Origin of the sequence: Halobellus clavatus (genome assembly GCF_900107195.1) — an archaeon.
GTDB lineage: Archaea > Halobacteriota > Halobacteria > Halobacteriales > Haloferacaceae > Haloquadratum > Haloquadratum clavatum.
In genome coordinates, this window is record NZ_FNPB01000004.1 from 265,208 (window position 1) to 282,967 (window position 17,760).

General features: G+C 67.6%; 19 protein-coding genes and 1 pseudogene. 16 read left to right on the top strand and 4 right to left on the bottom strand.

Annotation, left to right across the window (positions count from 1 at the left end; translation table 11 throughout):
- Positions 1-8: 8 nt before the first annotated feature.
- Positions 9-170: pseudogene (locus BLU74_RS08215) on the top strand (TetR/AcrR family transcriptional regulator); the annotation flags it as partial.
- A 59-nt stretch (positions 171-229) separates the two neighbouring features.
- Here BLU74_RS08215 and tnpA read toward each other — a convergent pair.
- Positions 230-628 carry an IS200/IS605-like element ISHti1 family transposase gene (gene tnpA / locus BLU74_RS08220; protein WP_008525921.1) on the bottom strand — a complete coding sequence of 133 codons (399 nt, stop codon included), beginning with the start codon at positions 626-628 and terminating at the stop codon, positions 230-232.
- A 94-nt stretch (positions 629-722) separates the two neighbouring features.
- Between tnpA and BLU74_RS18910 the strand changes: the two genes are divergently transcribed.
- The 5 genes from BLU74_RS18910 to BLU74_RS08240 all read left to right on the top strand — a co-directional run bounded on the left by BLU74_RS18910 (position 723) and on the right by BLU74_RS08240 (position 4,374).
- A complete protein-coding gene (locus BLU74_RS18910; RefSeq protein ID WP_175454602.1) occupies positions 723-863 on the top strand; it encodes a hypothetical protein in 141 nt (46 codons plus the stop codon).
- Positions 860-2,137 (top strand): RNA-guided endonuclease InsQ/TnpB family protein, encoded by a 1,278-nt coding sequence (locus tag BLU74_RS08225; RefSeq protein WP_089766785.1) that lies wholly within the window; start codon positions 860-862, stop codon positions 2,135-2,137. Before BLU74_RS18910 ends, BLU74_RS08225 begins: the two co-directional genes overlap by 4 nt.
- A 206-nt stretch (positions 2,138-2,343) precedes the next feature.
- The gene (locus BLU74_RS08230; RefSeq protein WP_089766786.1) at positions 2,344-3,594 is read left to right on the top strand and encodes a hypothetical protein; all 1,251 of its coding nucleotides are present in this window, start codon (positions 2,344-2,346) and stop codon (positions 3,592-3,594) included.
- Positions 3,595-3,673: 79 nt separating this feature from the next.
- Positions 3,674-4,033, top strand: a complete 360-nt coding sequence (locus BLU74_RS08235; RefSeq protein WP_089766787.1) for a winged helix-turn-helix domain-containing protein — start codon at positions 3,674-3,676, stop codon at positions 4,031-4,033.
- A complete protein-coding gene (locus tag BLU74_RS08240; RefSeq protein ID WP_089766788.1) occupies positions 4,033-4,374 on the top strand; it encodes a DUF7521 family protein in 342 nt (113 codons plus the stop codon). The genes BLU74_RS08235 and BLU74_RS08240 overlap by 1 nt, the downstream gene beginning before the upstream one ends.
- A 19-nt stretch (positions 4,375-4,393) precedes the next feature.
- Here BLU74_RS08240 and BLU74_RS08245 read toward each other — a convergent pair whose 3' ends face one another.
- A complete protein-coding gene (locus BLU74_RS08245; protein WP_089766789.1) occupies positions 4,394-5,410 on the bottom strand; it encodes a BGTF surface domain-containing protein in 1,017 nt (338 codons plus the stop codon).
- Between the two features lie 181 nt (positions 5,411-5,591).
- Between BLU74_RS08245 and BLU74_RS08250 the strand changes: the two genes are divergently transcribed.
- The 6 genes from BLU74_RS08250 to BLU74_RS08275 all read left to right on the top strand — a co-directional run bounded on the left by BLU74_RS08250 (position 5,592) and on the right by BLU74_RS08275 (position 11,088).
- Positions 5,592-6,959 (top strand): S8 family serine peptidase, encoded by a 1,368-nt coding sequence (locus BLU74_RS08250; protein ID WP_139175686.1) that lies wholly within the window; start codon positions 5,592-5,594, stop codon positions 6,957-6,959.
- An 87-nt stretch (positions 6,960-7,046) separates the two neighbouring features.
- The gene (locus BLU74_RS08255; protein ID WP_089766791.1) at positions 7,047-7,652 is read left to right on the top strand and encodes an ArsR/SmtB family transcription factor; all 606 of its coding nucleotides are present in this window, start codon (positions 7,047-7,049) and stop codon (positions 7,650-7,652) included.
- Between the two features lie 177 nt (positions 7,653-7,829).
- On the top strand, positions 7,830-9,116 hold the full coding sequence (locus tag BLU74_RS08260; RefSeq protein ID WP_217635351.1) for an MFS transporter: 1,287 nt from the start codon (positions 7,830-7,832) through the stop codon (positions 9,114-9,116).
- Between the two features lie 119 nt (positions 9,117-9,235).
- On the top strand, positions 9,236-9,901 hold the full coding sequence (locus BLU74_RS08265) for an SCO family protein (RefSeq protein ID WP_089766792.1): 666 nt from the start codon (positions 9,236-9,238) through the stop codon (positions 9,899-9,901).
- Positions 9,898-10,434, top strand: coding sequence for a TlpA family protein disulfide reductase (locus BLU74_RS08270; protein ID WP_089766793.1), 537 nt, complete (start codon positions 9,898-9,900; stop codon positions 10,432-10,434). Before BLU74_RS08265 ends, BLU74_RS08270 begins: the two co-directional genes overlap by 4 nt.
- Positions 10,435-11,088: a cytochrome c biogenesis CcdA family protein gene (locus BLU74_RS08275; protein ID WP_089766794.1), complete on the top strand. Its 654-nt coding sequence runs from the start codon at positions 10,435-10,437 to the stop codon at positions 11,086-11,088.
- A 35-nt stretch (positions 11,089-11,123) separates the two neighbouring features.
- Here the strand turns inward: BLU74_RS08275 and BLU74_RS08280 are convergent, their stop codons facing one another.
- Both BLU74_RS08280 and BLU74_RS08285 read right to left on the bottom strand, forming a co-directional pair.
- Positions 11,124-11,798, bottom strand: coding sequence for an MBL fold metallo-hydrolase (locus BLU74_RS08280; RefSeq protein ID WP_089766795.1), 675 nt, complete (start codon positions 11,796-11,798; stop codon positions 11,124-11,126).
- A gap of 51 nt (positions 11,799-11,849) precedes the next feature.
- The gene (locus BLU74_RS08285; RefSeq protein WP_089766796.1) at positions 11,850-12,623 is read right to left on the bottom strand and encodes a pirin family protein; all 774 of its coding nucleotides are present in this window, start codon (positions 12,621-12,623) and stop codon (positions 11,850-11,852) included.
- A 99-nt stretch (positions 12,624-12,722) separates the two neighbouring features.
- Here BLU74_RS08285 and BLU74_RS08290 point away from each other — a divergent pair, with 99 nt between their 5' ends.
- The 4 genes from BLU74_RS08290 to BLU74_RS08305 all read left to right on the top strand — a co-directional run bounded on the left by BLU74_RS08290 (position 12,723) and on the right by BLU74_RS08305 (position 17,710).
- Positions 12,723-13,505 carry an XdhC family protein gene (locus BLU74_RS08290; protein ID WP_089766797.1) on the top strand — a complete coding sequence of 261 codons (783 nt, stop codon included), beginning with the start codon at positions 12,723-12,725 and terminating at the stop codon, positions 13,503-13,505.
- 86 nt (positions 13,506-13,591) lie between these two features.
- Entirely contained in the window at positions 13,592-14,251 is a 660-nt protein-coding gene (locus BLU74_RS08295; RefSeq protein WP_089766798.1) for a (2Fe-2S)-binding protein, read from the top strand.
- Positions 14,252-14,253: 2 nt separating this feature from the next.
- On the top strand, positions 14,254-16,716 hold the full coding sequence (locus BLU74_RS08300; protein WP_089766799.1) for a xanthine dehydrogenase family protein molybdopterin-binding subunit: 2,463 nt from the start codon (positions 14,254-14,256) through the stop codon (positions 16,714-16,716).
- Between the two features lie 4 nt (positions 16,717-16,720).
- The gene (locus BLU74_RS08305; RefSeq protein ID WP_089766800.1) at positions 16,721-17,710 is read left to right on the top strand and encodes an FAD binding domain-containing protein; all 990 of its coding nucleotides are present in this window, start codon (positions 16,721-16,723) and stop codon (positions 17,708-17,710) included.
- The last annotated feature ends 50 nt before the right edge of the window (positions 17,711-17,760 follow it).

The following is a 17,760-nucleotide window of genomic DNA, read 5'->3' on the forward strand; positions in this document are numbered from 1 at the left end:
AGGCGCCTATGAGCGAACCGGAGGCGGCCGCCCACAGCGGTGACACCCACGAGCAGATTATGGAGGCGACCTTCCGCGCCGTGAGCAAACACGGGTACACGGACCTCCGGGTCCGCGACATCGGGGCCGAGATGGAGCTCTCACGCCAGGTGATTCACTACCACTTCGACAGGCGGAACAGGCCAAGTGCCTCGGGGCTTGACCCCGAGGGTGAAGGCCGTGAGCTCGGCTAAACGTGTTCCGTTCGCTCGATGTACTGTTCAATCGTATCGGTCGAAACGTCACCAGCCGTCCCGACATAGTACGATTCCTCCCAGAACCCACCGCCCCACAGGTATTCCTGTAACAGAGGTTCGTGCTGTTGCCACATCTCTCGTGCTGTAATGCTCTTGACTGTCCGTACAATCTCGCTCGGGGCGTATTTGGGATGTGCCGACAGAAACAGATGTACGTGGTCGGGTGAGATGTGCAACGACAGTATCTCGTAGTTGTAGTCGTCGCACACCTCTCGAAAACTCGATTCCAGTGAGTCTTCTATCACACCCAGTATCGGGTGTCGATACTTCGGACACCACACGAAGTGGTAGTTAACGTTGTATACCGTGTGGTTTGACCGTTTCTCACCCATACTGTCAACACGCACACCAATCAAAAGTATTCTGTGGGATGACTCATAGCCTTCTACCAGTATACTTTTGACCGTGGGGCCGCAAACAGTGGATGTGACGAAACAACTCAAGGTATCCGACACTGTGTACGACGACCTTGACGAACTCAAGGAGGAAGAAGACCACACGAGCTTCGACAGCGTACTGCGAACACTCATTCTCCACTACCGTCACGTCAAACCAACCGAAGAATGACCGACGTACAGACTCTCGTGAAGACGCTGGATTTCCAACTGAACATCCAGAGTGACAACGAGAGTCTGCTGGAAGACGCCACGCTCGAATCACGGTGGGCCTACAACGAAACCATCCGTCTCGCCAAGCAGGGAGTTGACTGGGATGAAATCCCCGACCGCGTGGCCGACGACGCCGACCTCGTGAAAAACACCACACAGCGTGTCGTTGCGAAAGCACTGGGTGCGATGGAAAACTACCACGAGTACGACGACTTCGGCCTGCCGAGCCACACCAAAGACGGCGCGTACCCGCTTCGAGCCAACTACGAAGAAGGCTACAACCTCACGCTTCGAGACGACGGTACTATCGAGTTCCGTATCAGTGCCAAGCCGTACAAGCACGTCAAAGGTGTGCTGGAAGGCGACGACACCCATCTCGACATTCTGCGGGCGGCACTCGCTGGTGACGAGTGGACCATCGGAACAGCAGAAGCACTGTTCCACAATGGAACACCCGAGTTGCACGTCAACGTCAACAACACCGAGCGTACTGTCCGAGAGAAACAGGACTCTCGGACGGTCATCGGCGTGGACGTGAACGAAGACAATGTAGCACTGTCGGCACTGTCAGCAGAAGGCGTTGAGGATACGCTGGTCATCGACTTCCCCGAAATCAAGTTCGAGCGTCACCGCTACTTCACGATGCGAAAGCGGGTGCAGAACGCCGAGAAACCGAGTATGCACGATACGCTCGAAGGACGAGAAGAACGGTTCGTCCGTGACCGACTCCACAAGGTAAGTCGTCACATCGTGGGATGGAGCCAACAGTTCGAGACACCGTGCATCGTCTTTGAAGACCTCAAAGAGATGCGCGACAGTATCGACTACGGCACGCGGATGAATCGACGCTTGCACCACCTGCCGTTCCGCGCGCTCCAATACTACACGTCGTACAAGGCCGCCTTCGAAGGCCTGCCAACGGCGTGGATTGACCCTGAATACACGAGTCAGCAGTGTCCGATGTGTGGACATACGGAACGGGCGAACCGCAACAAAAAGCGGTTCAAGTGCCGAGACTGTGGGCACCAAGACCACGCCGACCGAGGTGCGAGCATCAACATCGCCGTCAAAGGTATCAATAAGTATCAAGACTGGAATGTGCCTGCTCTCAACAGTCTTCCCCAAGTGCGGAAGGTGCGACGGCAGGCATCGGGGGTCGTGGACGCCCCGACCGTGACCTCGGATACCGTGAGAGGGCATCATCCCAATGGTATCCTAGGCGTGTCCGACTAATCCACGGGAAGCCTCGGGGCTTGACCCCGAGGCAGTTCACCATACCGCTCTTTCACGCCCCCGGCTGAAAGTATCTTACCATCTGGTAAAAACGACCGGGAGTTTGCACCGCTCGAACCTGACATAAATAACTACCGACGAGCCGCGGCGGCCCGTGGCTCGGACCCGGTTTATAGGTGGGAGCCGCCTCCAGAGAGAAATGCCGTATGTCCCCCGACGCAGATCGGCCCTCCACCGATTACACGCGCAGAGCGGTTCTCAGCCGAACGTCTGCGGCCCTCGCGACGTCGCTCTCGGCGCTGACCGCCGGGTGTCTCTCGGGGCTCCCGCCGCTCGGATCCGACCAACGATACGGTCGGCTCCGTGCGCCAGCGGTGGAGCCACCGTCGTATCGCCGGTGGCTTCCGGCTCTATCGAGCGTCGCGCAGGTCCCGCAGGTCCCCGGCGGCTATCACTTCACGGTTCTCACGGACGCCGCCGGGCGGTCTGATGCGCCAGAACTGATCGCCCTCCGACGGGCCCACGTCAAAGCCGCTACCGACTACTTCGGGGTCGGCTTCGCGGCCTACGATCGGATCATCACGACGATGTTCGGGACCGTGCTCGAGGCCGACTTCGACCCCCAGACAGTCACCGAGACGCTCCCACAGACACGGTACGCCCACGACGGGACCTACCGCGATTACGACGTGTTCGCTCGCGAGGACGTGCCGCGACGGGTCGCCGTCGGCGACGGCACACTGGTCTGGACGAGTGCGTATCATCACGACGCCCCCGCTCTCGAAGCGCTCGTCGACGCCGGGGCCGGCGAGCGTCCACGGTTCCACGAGGCCAGCCGGCCATTCGATCGACTGACGACGGCCGCCGGCGGCCCCCCGTACCTGGGCGTCAACGCCCAACTCCAGGATCCCACGGGACGGGCCGCGCTCCTGGCGGATTCTTTCCGGTTCGGCGAGGACGCCGCGTATCAACTCGTCCAGTACCGCTACAGGGACGACCCGCCGACCGCGCAGCAACTCGAAGACGCACTCCGTACGGACGACTTCCGATTCGCCGACCCGGCGAGGGCGTTCGACGTCGCCGTCGACGGCCGTCTCGCCACGGTCGAAGCGCGCGTTCCCTACCGCGACGACGGGGCGGAGCCAGTCGACTACCCGCAAGTCACCTGGGGCGTCGACGTCGACGCCGACGCGGACACGGTCACCTTCCGCCACGAGGGCGGCGACGCCGTCCCGGCCCACCGCCTCTTTTTCGACGTCGGTCGCCCGGCGGCCCCCGGCCGGATCGACAAGCGACCGATCTGGCAGGGCGTCGAGACCGTCGACACCGGATCGACTGCGACGGTCGACCTGAGCGACCTCGAAGACCCGACAGACGTGAGTCTCGTGTACGCCACGAGCGACGTCGCCTTCCACGTCCTCTTTGGAGTCGAGCTGTGGGGTGATCGAGATGGGTGATGTCGCGGCCTGCCGGTGCTTTCTCCGCCCTCTCCGGGGTTCGGTCTCGTCTCGGACCCAACACCTATACTTCGCTCCAATGACCGATGATAGCGAGATGGCCGATCCGGACCTCGACACCGTCGTCGCGCTGCTCGACGACGAACACGTGCGGTCGATTCTGACCGCCACGAGCGACGGTCCCTACTCGGCCGCCGAACTCGGCGAGCGCTGCGGCCTCTCGACCTCGTCGATCTACCGGCGGCTGAACCGCCTGACGGACGCGGATCTCCTCGAAGAGCGGACGCGCCCGCGACCGGACGGTCACCACGAGACGGTGTACGTGTCACGGCTCGACCGATTCGAGGTCACGATCCGTGACGGAGAACTGTCCTGGACGGTCGAACGCCGAAGTACCGACGTCGCGGACGAACTGACGCGCCTGTGGGGGAAGTTCTGATGTCGACGCTCGGCCCCGCCGTCGGCGTCGGGTCCCCGATCGCGCTGCTCGCGGGCGCGGCGGCGACGCTCTCGGCGCTGATCGGGCTCTACATCGGCTATCAGGCGTACCGCGGGCTCCGCCGCAATGAGGAGCGCTCGATGCGGTGGCTCTCGGTCGGGATGATCCTCCTCTTCGGCGTGACCTACACGCTCGCGGTCGCCGGCCAGGGGCTGATCGCCTTCCGGGTCCTGCCGATCCGGTTTCAGACCTCGGTCCGGCTCCTGGTGCGGCTGATCCAACTCGGCGGGCTCGCCTGCATCGCGTACTCGCTCCGGATCGCCGCCGGGCGGTCGACGTAGCGGGGCGGCGTCCCCGCGCTCACCCGCGGAGCAGGACCGCCGCCAGCGCCGCGCCGCCGACCACGAACGCGCCGCTGACGAGGACGCCCGTCGGGAGCGAGCCCAGTCCGGTCCCGTCGGAATCGGGGCGGTCGGTCGCGGTCGTCGCCGCGTCACCGTCCGCGTCGGCCGGCGTCTCCGAGGACTGCGCCTGCACGACGAGCGTCCCCACGTCCTCCGCGGCGCCCGACCCCTCGGAGCCGGCGTACAGCGTCACGTCGTAGGCCGCCGGATCGAGCATCGCGCTCAGCGAGGTCTCCGAGCGGACCGAGACCGTGTCGCCGCCGGAGACGCTGACCGTCTCGCCGCCGCGGCCCGCCAGGGCGGTGTCGACGTAAAGCACCGCCTGGCCGTCGCCGTCCTCGTCGCGCACGACGGTCTCGAGTTCGTAGTTCGCGTCGGTCTCGTTGCCCACGACCACGACCGCCGCGTCGGCGTCGCCGCTGAACTCGATCGGCAGCGCCGCGACGCTCCCGGCGTTCACGACAAAGATGTTCTCGCCGAACGCGACCGGCGCTTCCTCATCGGCAGTCGCGGTCGGCGTCGGCGTCTGCTCGGGGATCGGGGTCGGCGTGTCCGCCGGAAGCGAGTCCGCGCAGTCGCCCTCGCAGGCGACGATCTCGCCGTCGACGGTCGCCTCGGCGGACCCGTTCTCGAAGCGCGCGGTCAGCTCGAACGTTCCGCCGGGGTCGATGTCCGAGAAGTTGAACGCGACGGCCCAGGACCCGTCGTCGCGGACGACGCCCGTCCGCGTCTTGAGGAACGCCGGCGAGGTGTTCCCCGTCGAGCGCACGCGGACCAGGACCTCGGTCCCGACGGGCGCAGCGGCGGTGCCCCGAACGGCCTGCGACGGCCCGCTCGCGACCGTCACGCGGTCGCCCTCGTGGGAGACGGTGAGGTCCTCCGCGGCCGCTGCCGGGCCGGCGATCGCGACCGGCGCGAGCACGCTCGTCACGAGGACGAGCGCGAGCACCGGCCGCGCGAGTCGGCTACGCATCGTCCACCCCCCGGAGGCTGCGGGCGGTCGCTGGCTCGTCGCCGTCGTCGAGTTCGGCTGTGGAGGGCATACGTGACTGCAGTGCGGGGAGGGGCTAAGAAGGCCCGATTGCTTCGAGAGCCGTTTACGCTACCTCGGCGTCCGAGGGATTCAAGCGTCGCGGCGGCGAACCCTCGGCGACGTGACAGCGGACGACGGCGGCTCGCGCGGGCGACACATCAGCCGGCGGCGCGCGCTCGCGATCGGCGGCGCGGCGGCGCTCAGCCTCGCGAGCACGAGCAGGCTCCCGAGCGCCTCTACCGGGAGCGACCCCGACGAGGCGAACGCCTCCGAGAACGGGGGCCGCGAGGGTGACGCCGACGCCCTCGGCCGAATCCACCGCGCGGGCATCACGGGGGAGGGCGTCGACGTGGCGGTGCTTGATCCCACGGGATTCGATCCGACCCACGACGCGGTCGCCGGCGGGATCCGAGAGATCCGCCAGTTCGGCTCCCGATCGGCCGTCGCCGAGCGGACCACCCACGGGACCGGGGCCGCCGCCGCGGTGGCCGAACTGGCGCCGGACGCGCGGCTCTCGCTCGCGTCGTTCGACACGCCCGCGGAGTTCGTCGCGGCCGTCGAGTGGTGCCGCGAGCGGGAGACCGACGTGCTGCTCGCGCCCGTCGCGGCCCACGGCTCGGTCGCGACCGGTCGGTCCGACGTTGCCCGCGCGGCGGGGCGCGCGGTCGACGCCGGCTGCGTCCTCGTCGCCCCGACGGGGAACGCCGCGCTCGGGCACTGGGAAGGGCCCGCCGCCGCGCTCCTGGGCGACGGCGAGACCGATCCGCGCCGACTTCGGATCCGCCCGCTCCCAGGCGCCGACTCGGTCCGCGGACGCTTCCGGGCCTGGCTCGTCGCCGACGCGTCGGTCGAGTCCGACCTCACGCTCGCGCTGCTGCGGGCCGTCGACGGCGGCCGGCGCTGGAACCTCCTCGCGGTCTCGCGGGCCGTCGACTCGCGGGCGGGCCAGCGGCTCGCGGCCGACCTCGACGACGGCACGCACGCGCTGGTCGTTCGCACCGACGGGGCGGAGGCGGACCGCCGCCCGGACGCGAACGCCAGTCGGATCGAGATCGCGACGCCGACGCACGCGCTGTCCTCGGCCCGTCCGCTCGGGAGCGTCGCCGTCCCGGCGAGCGTCCCGGGCGTCGTCGGCGTCGGCGTCACGGACGCCGCGCGGACCGAAGCGGAATCGGCCGACAGCGCGGCCGCGCCGGTCGCTCCCTACAGCGGTCGCGGTCCGGTGGCCGGGGGCGACCTCGGCGTCGACGTCGTCGCCCCGCCCCGGCCGTGGATCGCCGACGGGCGCCCCGGAACCTCCGCGGCGGCAGCCCGCGTTGCCGGCGTCGCCGCGCTGCTCCGCGCCGCCGACCCCGAACTGGAACCGTCCGCCGTCACGCGGACGCTCCGGGCGTCGGCCGCGGACGTCGGTCGCGCGGGCCCCGACGTCGTCTCCGGGCACGGTCGGCTCGCCCCCCTCGCGGCCGTCCAGCGCGTCAGGGCGCGGTAATACGGCGATCGAACCGTCCCGCCGACCGCTTAAAGAGCAGTTTGAGCTACGCCCACATTGATGACCCGCGTAGCCGTACGGCGAACTATGTCATCGCCGATCGCCGGGCTGGTCGATCGGACCCGCGCGCCGGACGCCGAGCCCGCCGTCGTCGACGTCGCCGACGAGGACGCGGGGGCACTGGTCGACGCCCTGCGTTCGGAGACGGCCCGGGAGCTGTTCAGCGCGCTGCACGAGGCTCCCGCGCCGCCCTCCGAGCTCGCGCGCGAACTCGACACGTCCGTCCAGAACGTCCACTATCACCTCTCGAACCTCCAGTCGGCTGGCATCGTCGAGTCCGTCGGCACCCGCCTCTCCGAGAAGGGCAACGAGATGACCGTCTACGGCCCGGCCGCGGATCCGATCGTGCTGGTCGGTGATGCCTCGCCGGCCGAGCGTGGGACACTCAGGCGGTCGCTGGCAGACTGGGCCACCGGGGTCTCGGTGCTCGCGCTGACCAGTCTCGCGGTCCAGATCGCCGCCGAACGGTTCCTGACCGGCCCGGCCTCGCTCTTCGAGCCAGCCAGCGTCGGGGCGGTGCCCGAGCATCCGCTCGTCCGCGGCGTCCTCTTGCTCGCGGAACCGGGCCTGCTCTTCTTCCTCGGCGGTCTCGCGGTGTTCGCTCTCGTGGTACTGCTGGAGAGGACCCCCTGATCTGACAACGCAAGCGGTATCCTCTACCGGTCCGGTAGGTCGGGTGTGACATCCGCGGACCGCGATCCCGACGCCCACGACCCCAGTGGGGAAGCCGACCCTGAGGGCACCGACGGCGCGTCCGATACCGACAGCCCCGAGGACGCGACGGACCCGGAGATCGAGTTCGACGGATCGCTGACCCGCCGCCGCGTCATCGGGACGCTCTTTCTCGTGGTCTTCATCGACCTGCTCGGCTTCGGAATCCTGATCCCGGTCATTCCGCTGTACGCGCAGGCGTTCGGGGCGAACGAGTTCGTCGGGAGCCTCCTCATCGCGACCTACTCGCTGTTTCAGTTCCTCGGGGCGCCCGTCCTGGGTCGGCTGTCGGACGAGCGCGGCCGGCGACCCGTCCTGCTGCTCTCGCTGTTCGGGAGCGTGCTGGCGTGGACGCTCTTCGGGATCGCGGGCGAACTCGGCCCGCTCCTGGGCGCGACCAACGGGCTCGTGGTGCTCTTTCTCGCTCGGGCGCTGGCGGGCGCGATGGGCGGTAACATCGCCACCGCGAACGCCTACATCGCAGACGTGACGCCACCCGAAGACCGCGCCAAGGGGCTCGGGATCCTGGGCGCCGCATTCGGTCTCGGCTTCGTGTTCGGGCCGGCGATCGCGGGCGTCGTCTCCGGTCCCGCTGCGCTGAATCTCCTCCGCGGGGTGCTCCCGGCCGCGGTTCCGGTGTCGGAGTTCACGATCCCGTCTTTCACCGCGGCGCTGCTCACCGGACTCAATCTCGTGCTCGCCTTCGTCGTCCTCCCGGAACCACCCAGGCGCGCGGACGCCCGCGCCGCACCCGAGGAGTCGCGACTCACCGAACTGTACGAGGCGGTCACGTCGCCGGGGGTGGGCCCGCTGATCCTCTCGTTCTTTCTGGCTTCGTTCGCCTTCTCGGCGTTCGAGAGCCAGTTCATCTTCCTCACGAACGACCGCCTCGGTTACGGCACCGCGGCGAACGCGGTCCTTCTCACCTACATCGGCGTCCTCATCGCCATCATCCAGGGCGGCCTCGTCGGACCGCTCACCGATCGCTTCGGCGAATATCGGCTCGCCGTCGGCGGGGCAGCGATCCAGGCCGCGGCGCTCGCGCTGGTGCCGTTTTCCACGTCGTGGACGTTCGTTCCGCCGATCGGTCCAGTCGCCCCGGGTGCCGTTGCGCTGGCCATCGTCGCGACGCCGCTCGCGTTCGGGAACGCGCTCACGAACGTCTCGCTGAACGCGCTGGTCTCGCTGAACGCCGGCGACGACGAACAGGGCGGCGCGTTCGGCCTCACCCAGTCGGCCGGCAGCCTCGCGCGAACGTTCGGGCCGGCCCTCGCCGGGTTCCTCTACGTCACCGTCGCCTACTGGACGCCGTTCGTCGTCGCCGGCGTCCTCTTTCTCCCCGTCCTGTTCGTCCTCGGCGGCGTCGCGCGCGAGCAGATCCGGTGAGTCGCCCCCGGCGATCAGCACGCCGGGGACCGACCTGCGCTCTCTCGGGCCCGAATCTCAGCGAGTGGGAACCGGTCGGGCCCCTTATGCCCGCGTGACTGCTATCGACTGTGAGCGCTATGCGACGACGGACCTACCTCAGCGGCGTGGCTGCTGCGGGCGTCTTCGGCACGGCGGGCTGTCTCGGCCTCGGCGACGCGAACCCGGATGTCGCGCTGAGTGAACCCGACCGGGAGTACGAGAGCGAGGACCTCCCGTACCCGGCGTGGGGCCAGCGGGTCCCCGACGTGACGCTCCCGGCGGCGATCGACGATCGAGCGGTCGCCGTTCGGGACGTCGAGACGCCGACGCTGCTCACGTTCTTCTATAGCCACTGTAACACGGTCTGTCCGGTGTTGATTCAGACGATGCGGAGCGTCCAGGCGCACGCGATCGAGAACGGGTACGAGAGCGAGGTGGCGTTCCTCCCGACCACGTTCGATCCGCAGCGCGACGACGCCGAGCGGCTTCGCACCTACGGCGAGAAGATGAACGTCGCGCTCGACGCCGGTGACTGGCACTTCCTCCGTCCCGAGTCGAAAGCGCGGGCCAAGTCGGTCGTCCAAGCGCAGTTCGGGGTGAATTTCCAGCGGACGCACCCCGAGGACATGGAGATGTACATGTTCACGCACTCGGCGCTGACGTTCCTCGTGAACGGCGACGGCTACGTCGAACGGGCCTACCGGACGAAGCAGCCGCAGGCCGAACAGATCATCGACGACCTCGCGACCGTCCGGAAACGATGAACCGTCGGCGACTGCTGACAGCGATCGGCGGCCTCGGACTCACCGGCGCGAGCGCGCTCGCACTCGGCGGCGACCTCCCGGGGGCGGGGACGGACGACGCCGGGCTGCCGATCCGCGTCGAGACGATGGCGGCTCGTGGTTCGTCCGCCGGCGAGACGCGAGTCCCCGTCGCGGACACGCCCACAGTGATCGACCTGTTCGCGACGTGGTGTGCGCCGTGCAAAGCGCAGATGGACGGGCTTTCGACCCTCCACAGCGAGTACGACGACCGCGTGGCCTTCGTGTCGGTGACGAACGAGCGGGTCGGGGGGACGCTCTCGCGCGACGACATCAGGGCGTGGTGGGGGCGACACGACGGCGACTGGACCCTCGGCCTCGACCCAGCGAGCGATCTGATGGCGGCGCTCGGCGCCTCGGGGCTCCCGTTTCTCGCCGTCGCGAACGAGGTCGGCGAGATCCGCTGGACGCACGCTGGCGTCGCCTCGACCGACACGCTCCGAGACGAGATCGACGCCGCGCTCGCGGAGGCGTAGATGTCGACTGCCGCGACCCTCGGGGCTACGGGGTTCGCGGTGGGCGCGGGCGTCGCGACGTTCTTCGCGCCCTGTGCGTTCCCACTCCTCCCGGGCTACGTGGGCTACTACCTCGATCGAGCCGACGGCCCCACCGGCCTCGCGGCCGGCGGCGTCGCCGCCCTCGGTGCGCTCCTCGCGCTCGGGGCTGTCTCGGCGCTCGCGTTCGCCGTGGGACAGCGACTCACCTCGCTGTTGCCCGTCTTCGAACCGCTCGTCGGCGCGGCGCTCGTCGCCTTCGGACTCCTCGTTCTCTCGGGGTGGTCGGCGCCGACGATCCCGCTGCCGAAGCGGCCCGACTCGCTCGTCGGGTTCGGCGTCTTCGGGGCCGTCTACGCCATCGCAGCCGCGGGCTGCGTCGTGCCGCTCTTCCTGGGCGTCGTCGCGCAGGCGTCGGCCCTTCCGCCGGCCGGCGGCGGGGTGGTTCTCGGCGCGTACGCCGTCGCGGTCGCGGCGCCGCTGTTGGGGGTCACGCTCCTCGCCGACGCGGGCGTGACGGCGTGGCGCGATGCCGGCCGGTACGTCGGACGCACGAAGCAGGTCGCGGGCGTGCTACTCGTCGCCGCCGGAATCGGCCAACTCTACCTCTCCGTGGTCGTTCTCGACGTCCTCTGATCCGGGTGGACGCGACGAGGAGGCCGCGGCCGCGCTCACACCTGTTCGGCGAGCGCGTCGAGCGCGTCGCTCCCACCGGAAACCAGCGGCGAGCCGTGACCCATACACGCGATCTCGAACGGCGGTGCCCGCTCGGCCAACTGTCGGATGCTCTCACCGACTGCGCCCGTGTCGTAGCTCATCACCCACTCCGAGGGGTTGAGCGCCCCGTCAGATTCGGTCACGAGATCGCCGAGCAGGCCGACGTTCAGGTCCCGACTGACGTAGGCGACGTGCCCGGGCGTGTGGCCGGGTGTGTGATACGCGGTGAACGACCCGATCTCGTCACCGTCGTCGATCGTCTCGATCGCTAGCGACGGCTGCGACGTCAGTAGTCCGGTCAGCCGCTGGAACGCGCCCTTGTGATTCGAGAGCGGCGGAGCGCGCTGGCCCGCAAGGATCTCCGCGTCGAACGCACCGGCGTAAACCGACGCGTCCAGGTCGGCGGCAAGCGCATCGAGTGTCCCGACGTGGTCGAGGTCGTAGTGCGTGAGGAGGATCCGCTCGATGTCGGTCGCTGTCAGCCCGATCTCCGCGAGGTTCGTTCGGAGGGTGCTCTCGTCCCAGGGCGTCCCGGCATCGACGAGCGTCGGGACGTCGTCGAAAATCAAAAACGCGTTGACGCCGCGCAGTTCGAAGTGCCAGACTCCGTCACCCAGTTCAGTCGCCATACGTCCCCAACGGTCCGACGTGATTTGAACGCTGGTGCGGCCTGCGGCGCGTCAGAACACGAACGGCCCGCGCTGACGGATCGGTTCCCCGTGGGGGCGGCCGGCGACGGCGACGACGCGGAGTCCGGACTCGGTCGCGATGTCGATCTCTCGGCCCGTCTCCTCGCCGTCCGCGGTGGCACGGGCGATCGGGTAGACGTCTCCCGCCGCAAACGCCTCGCTGGCGACGGTACCCGACCCATCGACCCCGTAGCAGAAGCCCGCCCACCCCTCGGGGATCGACCAGGTCCACGACCCGTCGACGACAGCGTCGAGATACTCCATCTCCGTGTGGAGAGCCAGCGGCGACCCCTCGCCGACGACGGTCGTGACAGTCGCGCCGCCTTCCTCGCGAGTCGGGAGTTCGTCCGCACTCGCGTCCTGGTAGTCCGCATCGACCTCCTTGTCTGCTCGGGGGAGATTGACCCACAGCTGGAGCCCGTTGCAGGCGGCGCCGTGGGCGGGGAACTCAGCGTGCTCGATCCCGCTCCCGGTCGTGATTCGCATCGCTTCGCCCGCCTCGGCGGTGTTGGCGACGCCAAGCGAGTCCTCGTGGGACATTCCGCCCTCGATGAGGTACGAGAGGATCTCGAACCCCTTGTGGGGGTGCATCGGGAAGCCGTCGTCGGGGTCGATGTAGAACCGCTCGAAGAGGACGAATGGGTCCAGGTGGTCGGCGTAGTTGCTTGTGGGGAAGGCGCGATTCGAGTTGACGCCCGTCCCGTGCTGTACCCTCTCGCCGGCCAGCGGACGAGACCCCTCCGCGGCGTCCTCGCTCGTCGTCATACCTCGACGGAGGCTCCTGAACGTGATAAGGTGCGTGCCCCCGGCAGCCCGGCCACCGTCGCATAACTATAAACACGAACAAAGATAATTGAGGTTACGATGGGACTCTACCAGACGGCTGCAGACCTCACCGCGGCCGGGGAAACCGTCGCGCTGGTGACGGTGACCGAAGTCGACGGGAGCGCGCCGCAGGACCCCGGCGCGTCGATGCTGGTTCGTGCCGACGGAACGACAGAGGGAACGATCGGCGGCGGGACCGTCGAAGAACTCACTCGCGAGGCCGCTCTGGAGGCGATCGAGACGCGCGAACCCCGGAGTGAGACGTGGGAATTGCGCCCTGGCGGCAACACCGGGATGGTTTGTGGCGGCGAGATGAGCGTCTTCATCAACGTCCTCACCGCCGAGGCCCGACTCGTCATCGCGGGGGCAGGGCACATCGCCGTCCCGCTCTCGGCGATGGCGCTGACGATGGGCTATGAGGTCTGGGTGATCGACGACCGCGAGGAGTACGCCGATCCCGACCGCTTCGACGACGCAGTCACCGTGCTCGCCGACGACTACGACGAGGGAATCACTCGTGCCGGCATCACGGACAACACCGCCGTCGCGATCGCGAGCCGGAGCGGGACCTTCGACCGGATCGCGGCACAGGAGGCGCTCGAGCGGGGCGCGTACTACGTCGGCCTCGTCGCCTCCGACACCAAGGCCGCCCACGTGATCGACGGCCTCCGCGACGACGGGGTCGACGACGAGGCCCTCGCGCGCCTCCACGCCCCGGTAGGGATCGAGGTCGGTGGCGGCGACCCCGAGGACGTCGCCCTCTCGATTCTGGCGCAACTGAACCGAGTTCGGACCGGTCTCCCCCCGACGCTCGACGGATAACGAGGAGCGTTTTTTGCCGGTTTTTCCGTCTGAGACACGCGGTTTCCTGCACAAGATTCAAGACTGTCCTTATTGATTATTATGCTATGTCATCCGATGGCACAGAAGCGGACAGCGAACCACCCGCGCCCGAGGACGGTGGCTTCGATAGCCCTTCCCGGCGGGAGGTCATCAAAGGGGCCATCGGTGGAACCCTGATCGCGGCCAACGCCTACCTCTTTCAGAACATCGGGGAGGCGTCAGCCGACACCGATCCGGAGGCCCCGGGCGTCCGCGAGCGCGTCTCGAATCAACTCAAACTCGACGTGAACGGACGGACGCGGTTCGTTTCCGTCGAAGATCAAGAGCGGCTCGCCGAGACCCTCCGGTACAAACTCGGTCTGACGGGGACCAAGTTCGGCTGCGACCGTGCGATGTGTGGTGCGTGCACGGTTCAGGTCGACGGTGAGCCGATTTACTCGTGCTCGTACTTCACGCGTGACGCCGTGGGCCAAGAGATCACCACCGTCGAGGGACTCGAAGAAAATGGGGAACTCCATCCCCTGCAGGAGTCATTCATCGAGAACCTCGGGGGACAGTGCGCGTACTGCACCCCGGGAATGATTATGTCGGGCAAGTCTCTGCTGGAGGAGAACAGCGATCCCAGCCGCGAAGAGGTCAAAGAGGCCCTCTCGGGTAACCTCTGTCGCTGTGGCAACTACGAGAGAGAGATCGAGAGCGTACTCAGCGCCGCGGAGAACCTCTGACCATGTCCAACCACGACTTCCAGTACGTCGGCCAGGACTTCGAGGTGCCCGATGGCCGCGCGAAGGTCACCGGCGAGGCAAAGTACGCCGACGACTACCTCTTCGACAACGCGCTGCAGGCGAAGACGGTCAAATCGCCGTACGCGCACGCCCGGGTGCGATCGATCGACACCTCGGCGGCCGAGCAGCTGTCGAGCGTGAAGGCGATCATCACCCACGAAGACGTCCCCGATTCACCGATCGGTCAGCCGATCCTCGACGGCGAACCGAAGACGTTCGGCTATCCGGTGGCGGCCGTCGCCGCGGACGACGAATACGCGGCCGCCGCGGCCGTCGAGGCGATCGACGTCGAGTGGGAGGTGCTCGACCACGTCGTCGACCCCGTCGAGGCGCTGAAGCCGGGCGCTCCGAACCCGCGATCAAACGGCAACGTTCCGACGGGCGAGGCCGCCGGGGAGAGCGCCGAGGGGCAGGGCGGCGGCACCGCGGCCATCGACACGGTGAAGTGGACCGACGCGGACTTCAGCGGCCGCTACCCGGAGAACCCCGGTGAGTACACGTTGAAGTGGTCGTGGGGCGACGTGAGTCAGGGGTTCGACCGCGCGGACCACATCGTCGAGGACGTCGTCACGGCCCAACCGATCCCGACGAACCCGATGGAACCCCGCTCGACGGGTGCGCACTGGCAGTCAAACGGGAAGGTCAAGGCGTGGGTGTCCAGTCAGAGTATGAGCCTCACCCACACCGGACTCGCGGGGATGCTCGGCGTCAGCCCGCAGAACCTCACGCTGATCAACAACTTCACCGGCGGCGGGTTCGGCTCGAAGGGGACGTCCTACCCGCAGATGGGGGTCCCGGCGTACCTCTCGAAGCAAATCAACCGTCCGGTGAAGATCCGCGGCACCCGTAAAGAGGAGTTCCACTGGGGTAACGGCCGGTCGACGCTCGTCTCAAAGATCCGGATTGGAGTCGACGACGACGGCCGAATCACCGCACTCGACATCGAGAGCATCGCCGACAGCGGGGCGTACTCGAACTCGGCGATGTCGACGTTGAGTTCGGCGTACAACTGTATCCTGCAATGCTATCAGCCCGAGACGGCGCGGCTCCGCGGGATCGGTGTCTTCACCAACACGCCGAAGCGGTGGCCGATGCGGGGTCCCGGTCAGAATCAGGCTGGGCTCGTGATCTCGCAGGTCGCCGATATGGCAGCCGAGGCCGCCGGCGTCGATCCGCTCGACCTCAAGATCACGAACGCCGCCCAGCAGGAGACCGACGAGTTCGACCCCGAGACCGCACCGAAGACCGGGAACGAGCGCGCGCCACTCACGAGCGCTCACCTCGGCACGGCATACGAACAGGCCGCCGAGGCGGTCAACTACGATGAACTGCGGCAGCGCTCTGGGACCAGAGAGGGCTCGAAGGTGTACGGCGTCGGCACCGCGTCTGCCTCCCACCAGTCGGGCTACATCGGCTTCGACGGGCTGGTCGCCGTCCACACCGACGGGACGGTCGAGGTCCGACAGGGCGCGGGGAACCTCGGGACCGAATCGTTCGCGGCGGTGGCGCGGATGGTCGCCGAGACCCTCGACGTCCCCTGGGAGCAGGTCGAGGTGTCGTGGGGTCGCAGCGACAAGTCCTCGTTCACTCTGGGGCAGTTCTCCTCGAACACGACGTTCACCGAGGGCCTCGCGAACGTGAAAGCCGCGGAGACGGCCGCACAGTACCTTCGCGAACTGGCCGCAGAGGAACTGGGCGGCACGGCGGAGGCGTACGACGTCTCCGGCGGGATGGTCAGTCACGGCGAGTCCGGCGAGAGCCTGACGCTGGCGGAGGCCGCACAGGTCGCCGTCGACACCGGCGGGAAGTACACCGCCGAGGAGATTCCGGACTTCTATCAGGAGAACCTCGTGCCGCTCACCATCGCCGCTGCACAGGGCGTGATGGGCAACAGCCTGGTGGCGTTCGGCAAGACCACCGGCGAGGACCTCGGCGGGTTCGTCACCTCCTTCGCCGGGGCGATCGCAGAGGTGTCGGTCGACGTGGAGACCGGGAAGGTGCGCGTCGAGGAGATGGCCAACTGGAACGACTCCGGGACGATCGTCCACCCCGATAGCTACCACGCGCAGATCGAGGGGGGCGCGATTCAGGGCATCGGCTACGCGTTGAGCGAACACTACCTCCACGACGAGGACACCGGCATTCCGCTGAACACGGACCTGTACAAGAACAAGCCCCCGAGCATTCAGGACTACTCCGAGACGCCGCTGCAGACCGGTGGCGTCGGCGAGCCTGATCCGTTCGGGCCACACGGGGCGAAAGGCGTGGGCGAACCGCCGTACGGTGCGGCCGCCGGGGCAGTCGCCAGCGCTGTCAGAGACGCCATCGGCGTGACGTTCCACGAGTTCCCGATCTCGCCGAGCAAGGTACTCGAGAAGATCGACAGCGGAGAAGCGGACATCTAGGACAATGCAACAGGACATGATCCCGCCGCTGACGCACGTGGACGCGACGAGCGTCGACGACGCAGTGGCGACCCTACAGGAGCACGGTACCGACGCCGCGACCATCGCCGGCAACACCGACGAGATCAACTGGATGAAAAATCGGATGCGGACGCCGGAGGTTCTCGTGGATCTCAAAGGTATCGACGAGATGCGCGGCATCGAGTCCACGAGCGACGGCGGCGTCCGAATCGGTGCGCTCACGACGCTCTCGAACGTCGTCGACAGCGACGCCGTCAACGCGGGCTTTTCAGTGATCGCGGATGCGGCCGGCGAGATCGCCACGCCACAGATCCGCAATCAGGGCACCATCGGTGGCAACATCACGCAGGACTCCCGCTGTTGGTACTACCGCAACGGCTTCGACTGCTATCGAGCCGGCGGGAACACCTGCTATGCGATCACCGGCGAGTCGCGGGACCACGCGGTCACGGACTACTCGCGTTGTATCACCGCCCATCCCTCCGACGGTGCGGTCGCACTGATGGCGCTGGAAGCCGAGGTCGTCATCGAGGGCCCGAGAGGCACTCGGCGCGAACCGCTCTCGGACTTCTTCGTCGGCCCCGAGGAGAACATCACCGTGATGAACGACCTCGCACACGAAGAGATCCTCACGCACATCGAGGTCCCGAGTACTTGGTCGGGCGCGAGTTTCTACTACGAGAAAGTCACCGACCGCGAGTCGTGGGACTTCCCGATCGTCAACATCGCGGCGGCGATCCAGACGTCCGGCGGGTCCGTCTCGGACGTCCGGATCGTGAGCAACGGCCTCGCACCGACGCCGAAGCGGTTGCGGAACGCCGAGAGCGCCATCACGGGACAGCAAATCACCGAGAGCAACGCGGCGTCGGCGGCCGGGACCGTCCTCCCGAACGCCGCACCGCAGCCGGATAACCGGTTCAAACTCGGACTGGCCGAGAACCTCACCGAGCGCGCCCTCCTCGGTGCGGAGTAGGCCGTCCGCACTCCCTCGCATTCGTCCGCGACTGTGCCCTTTCTCCGGCT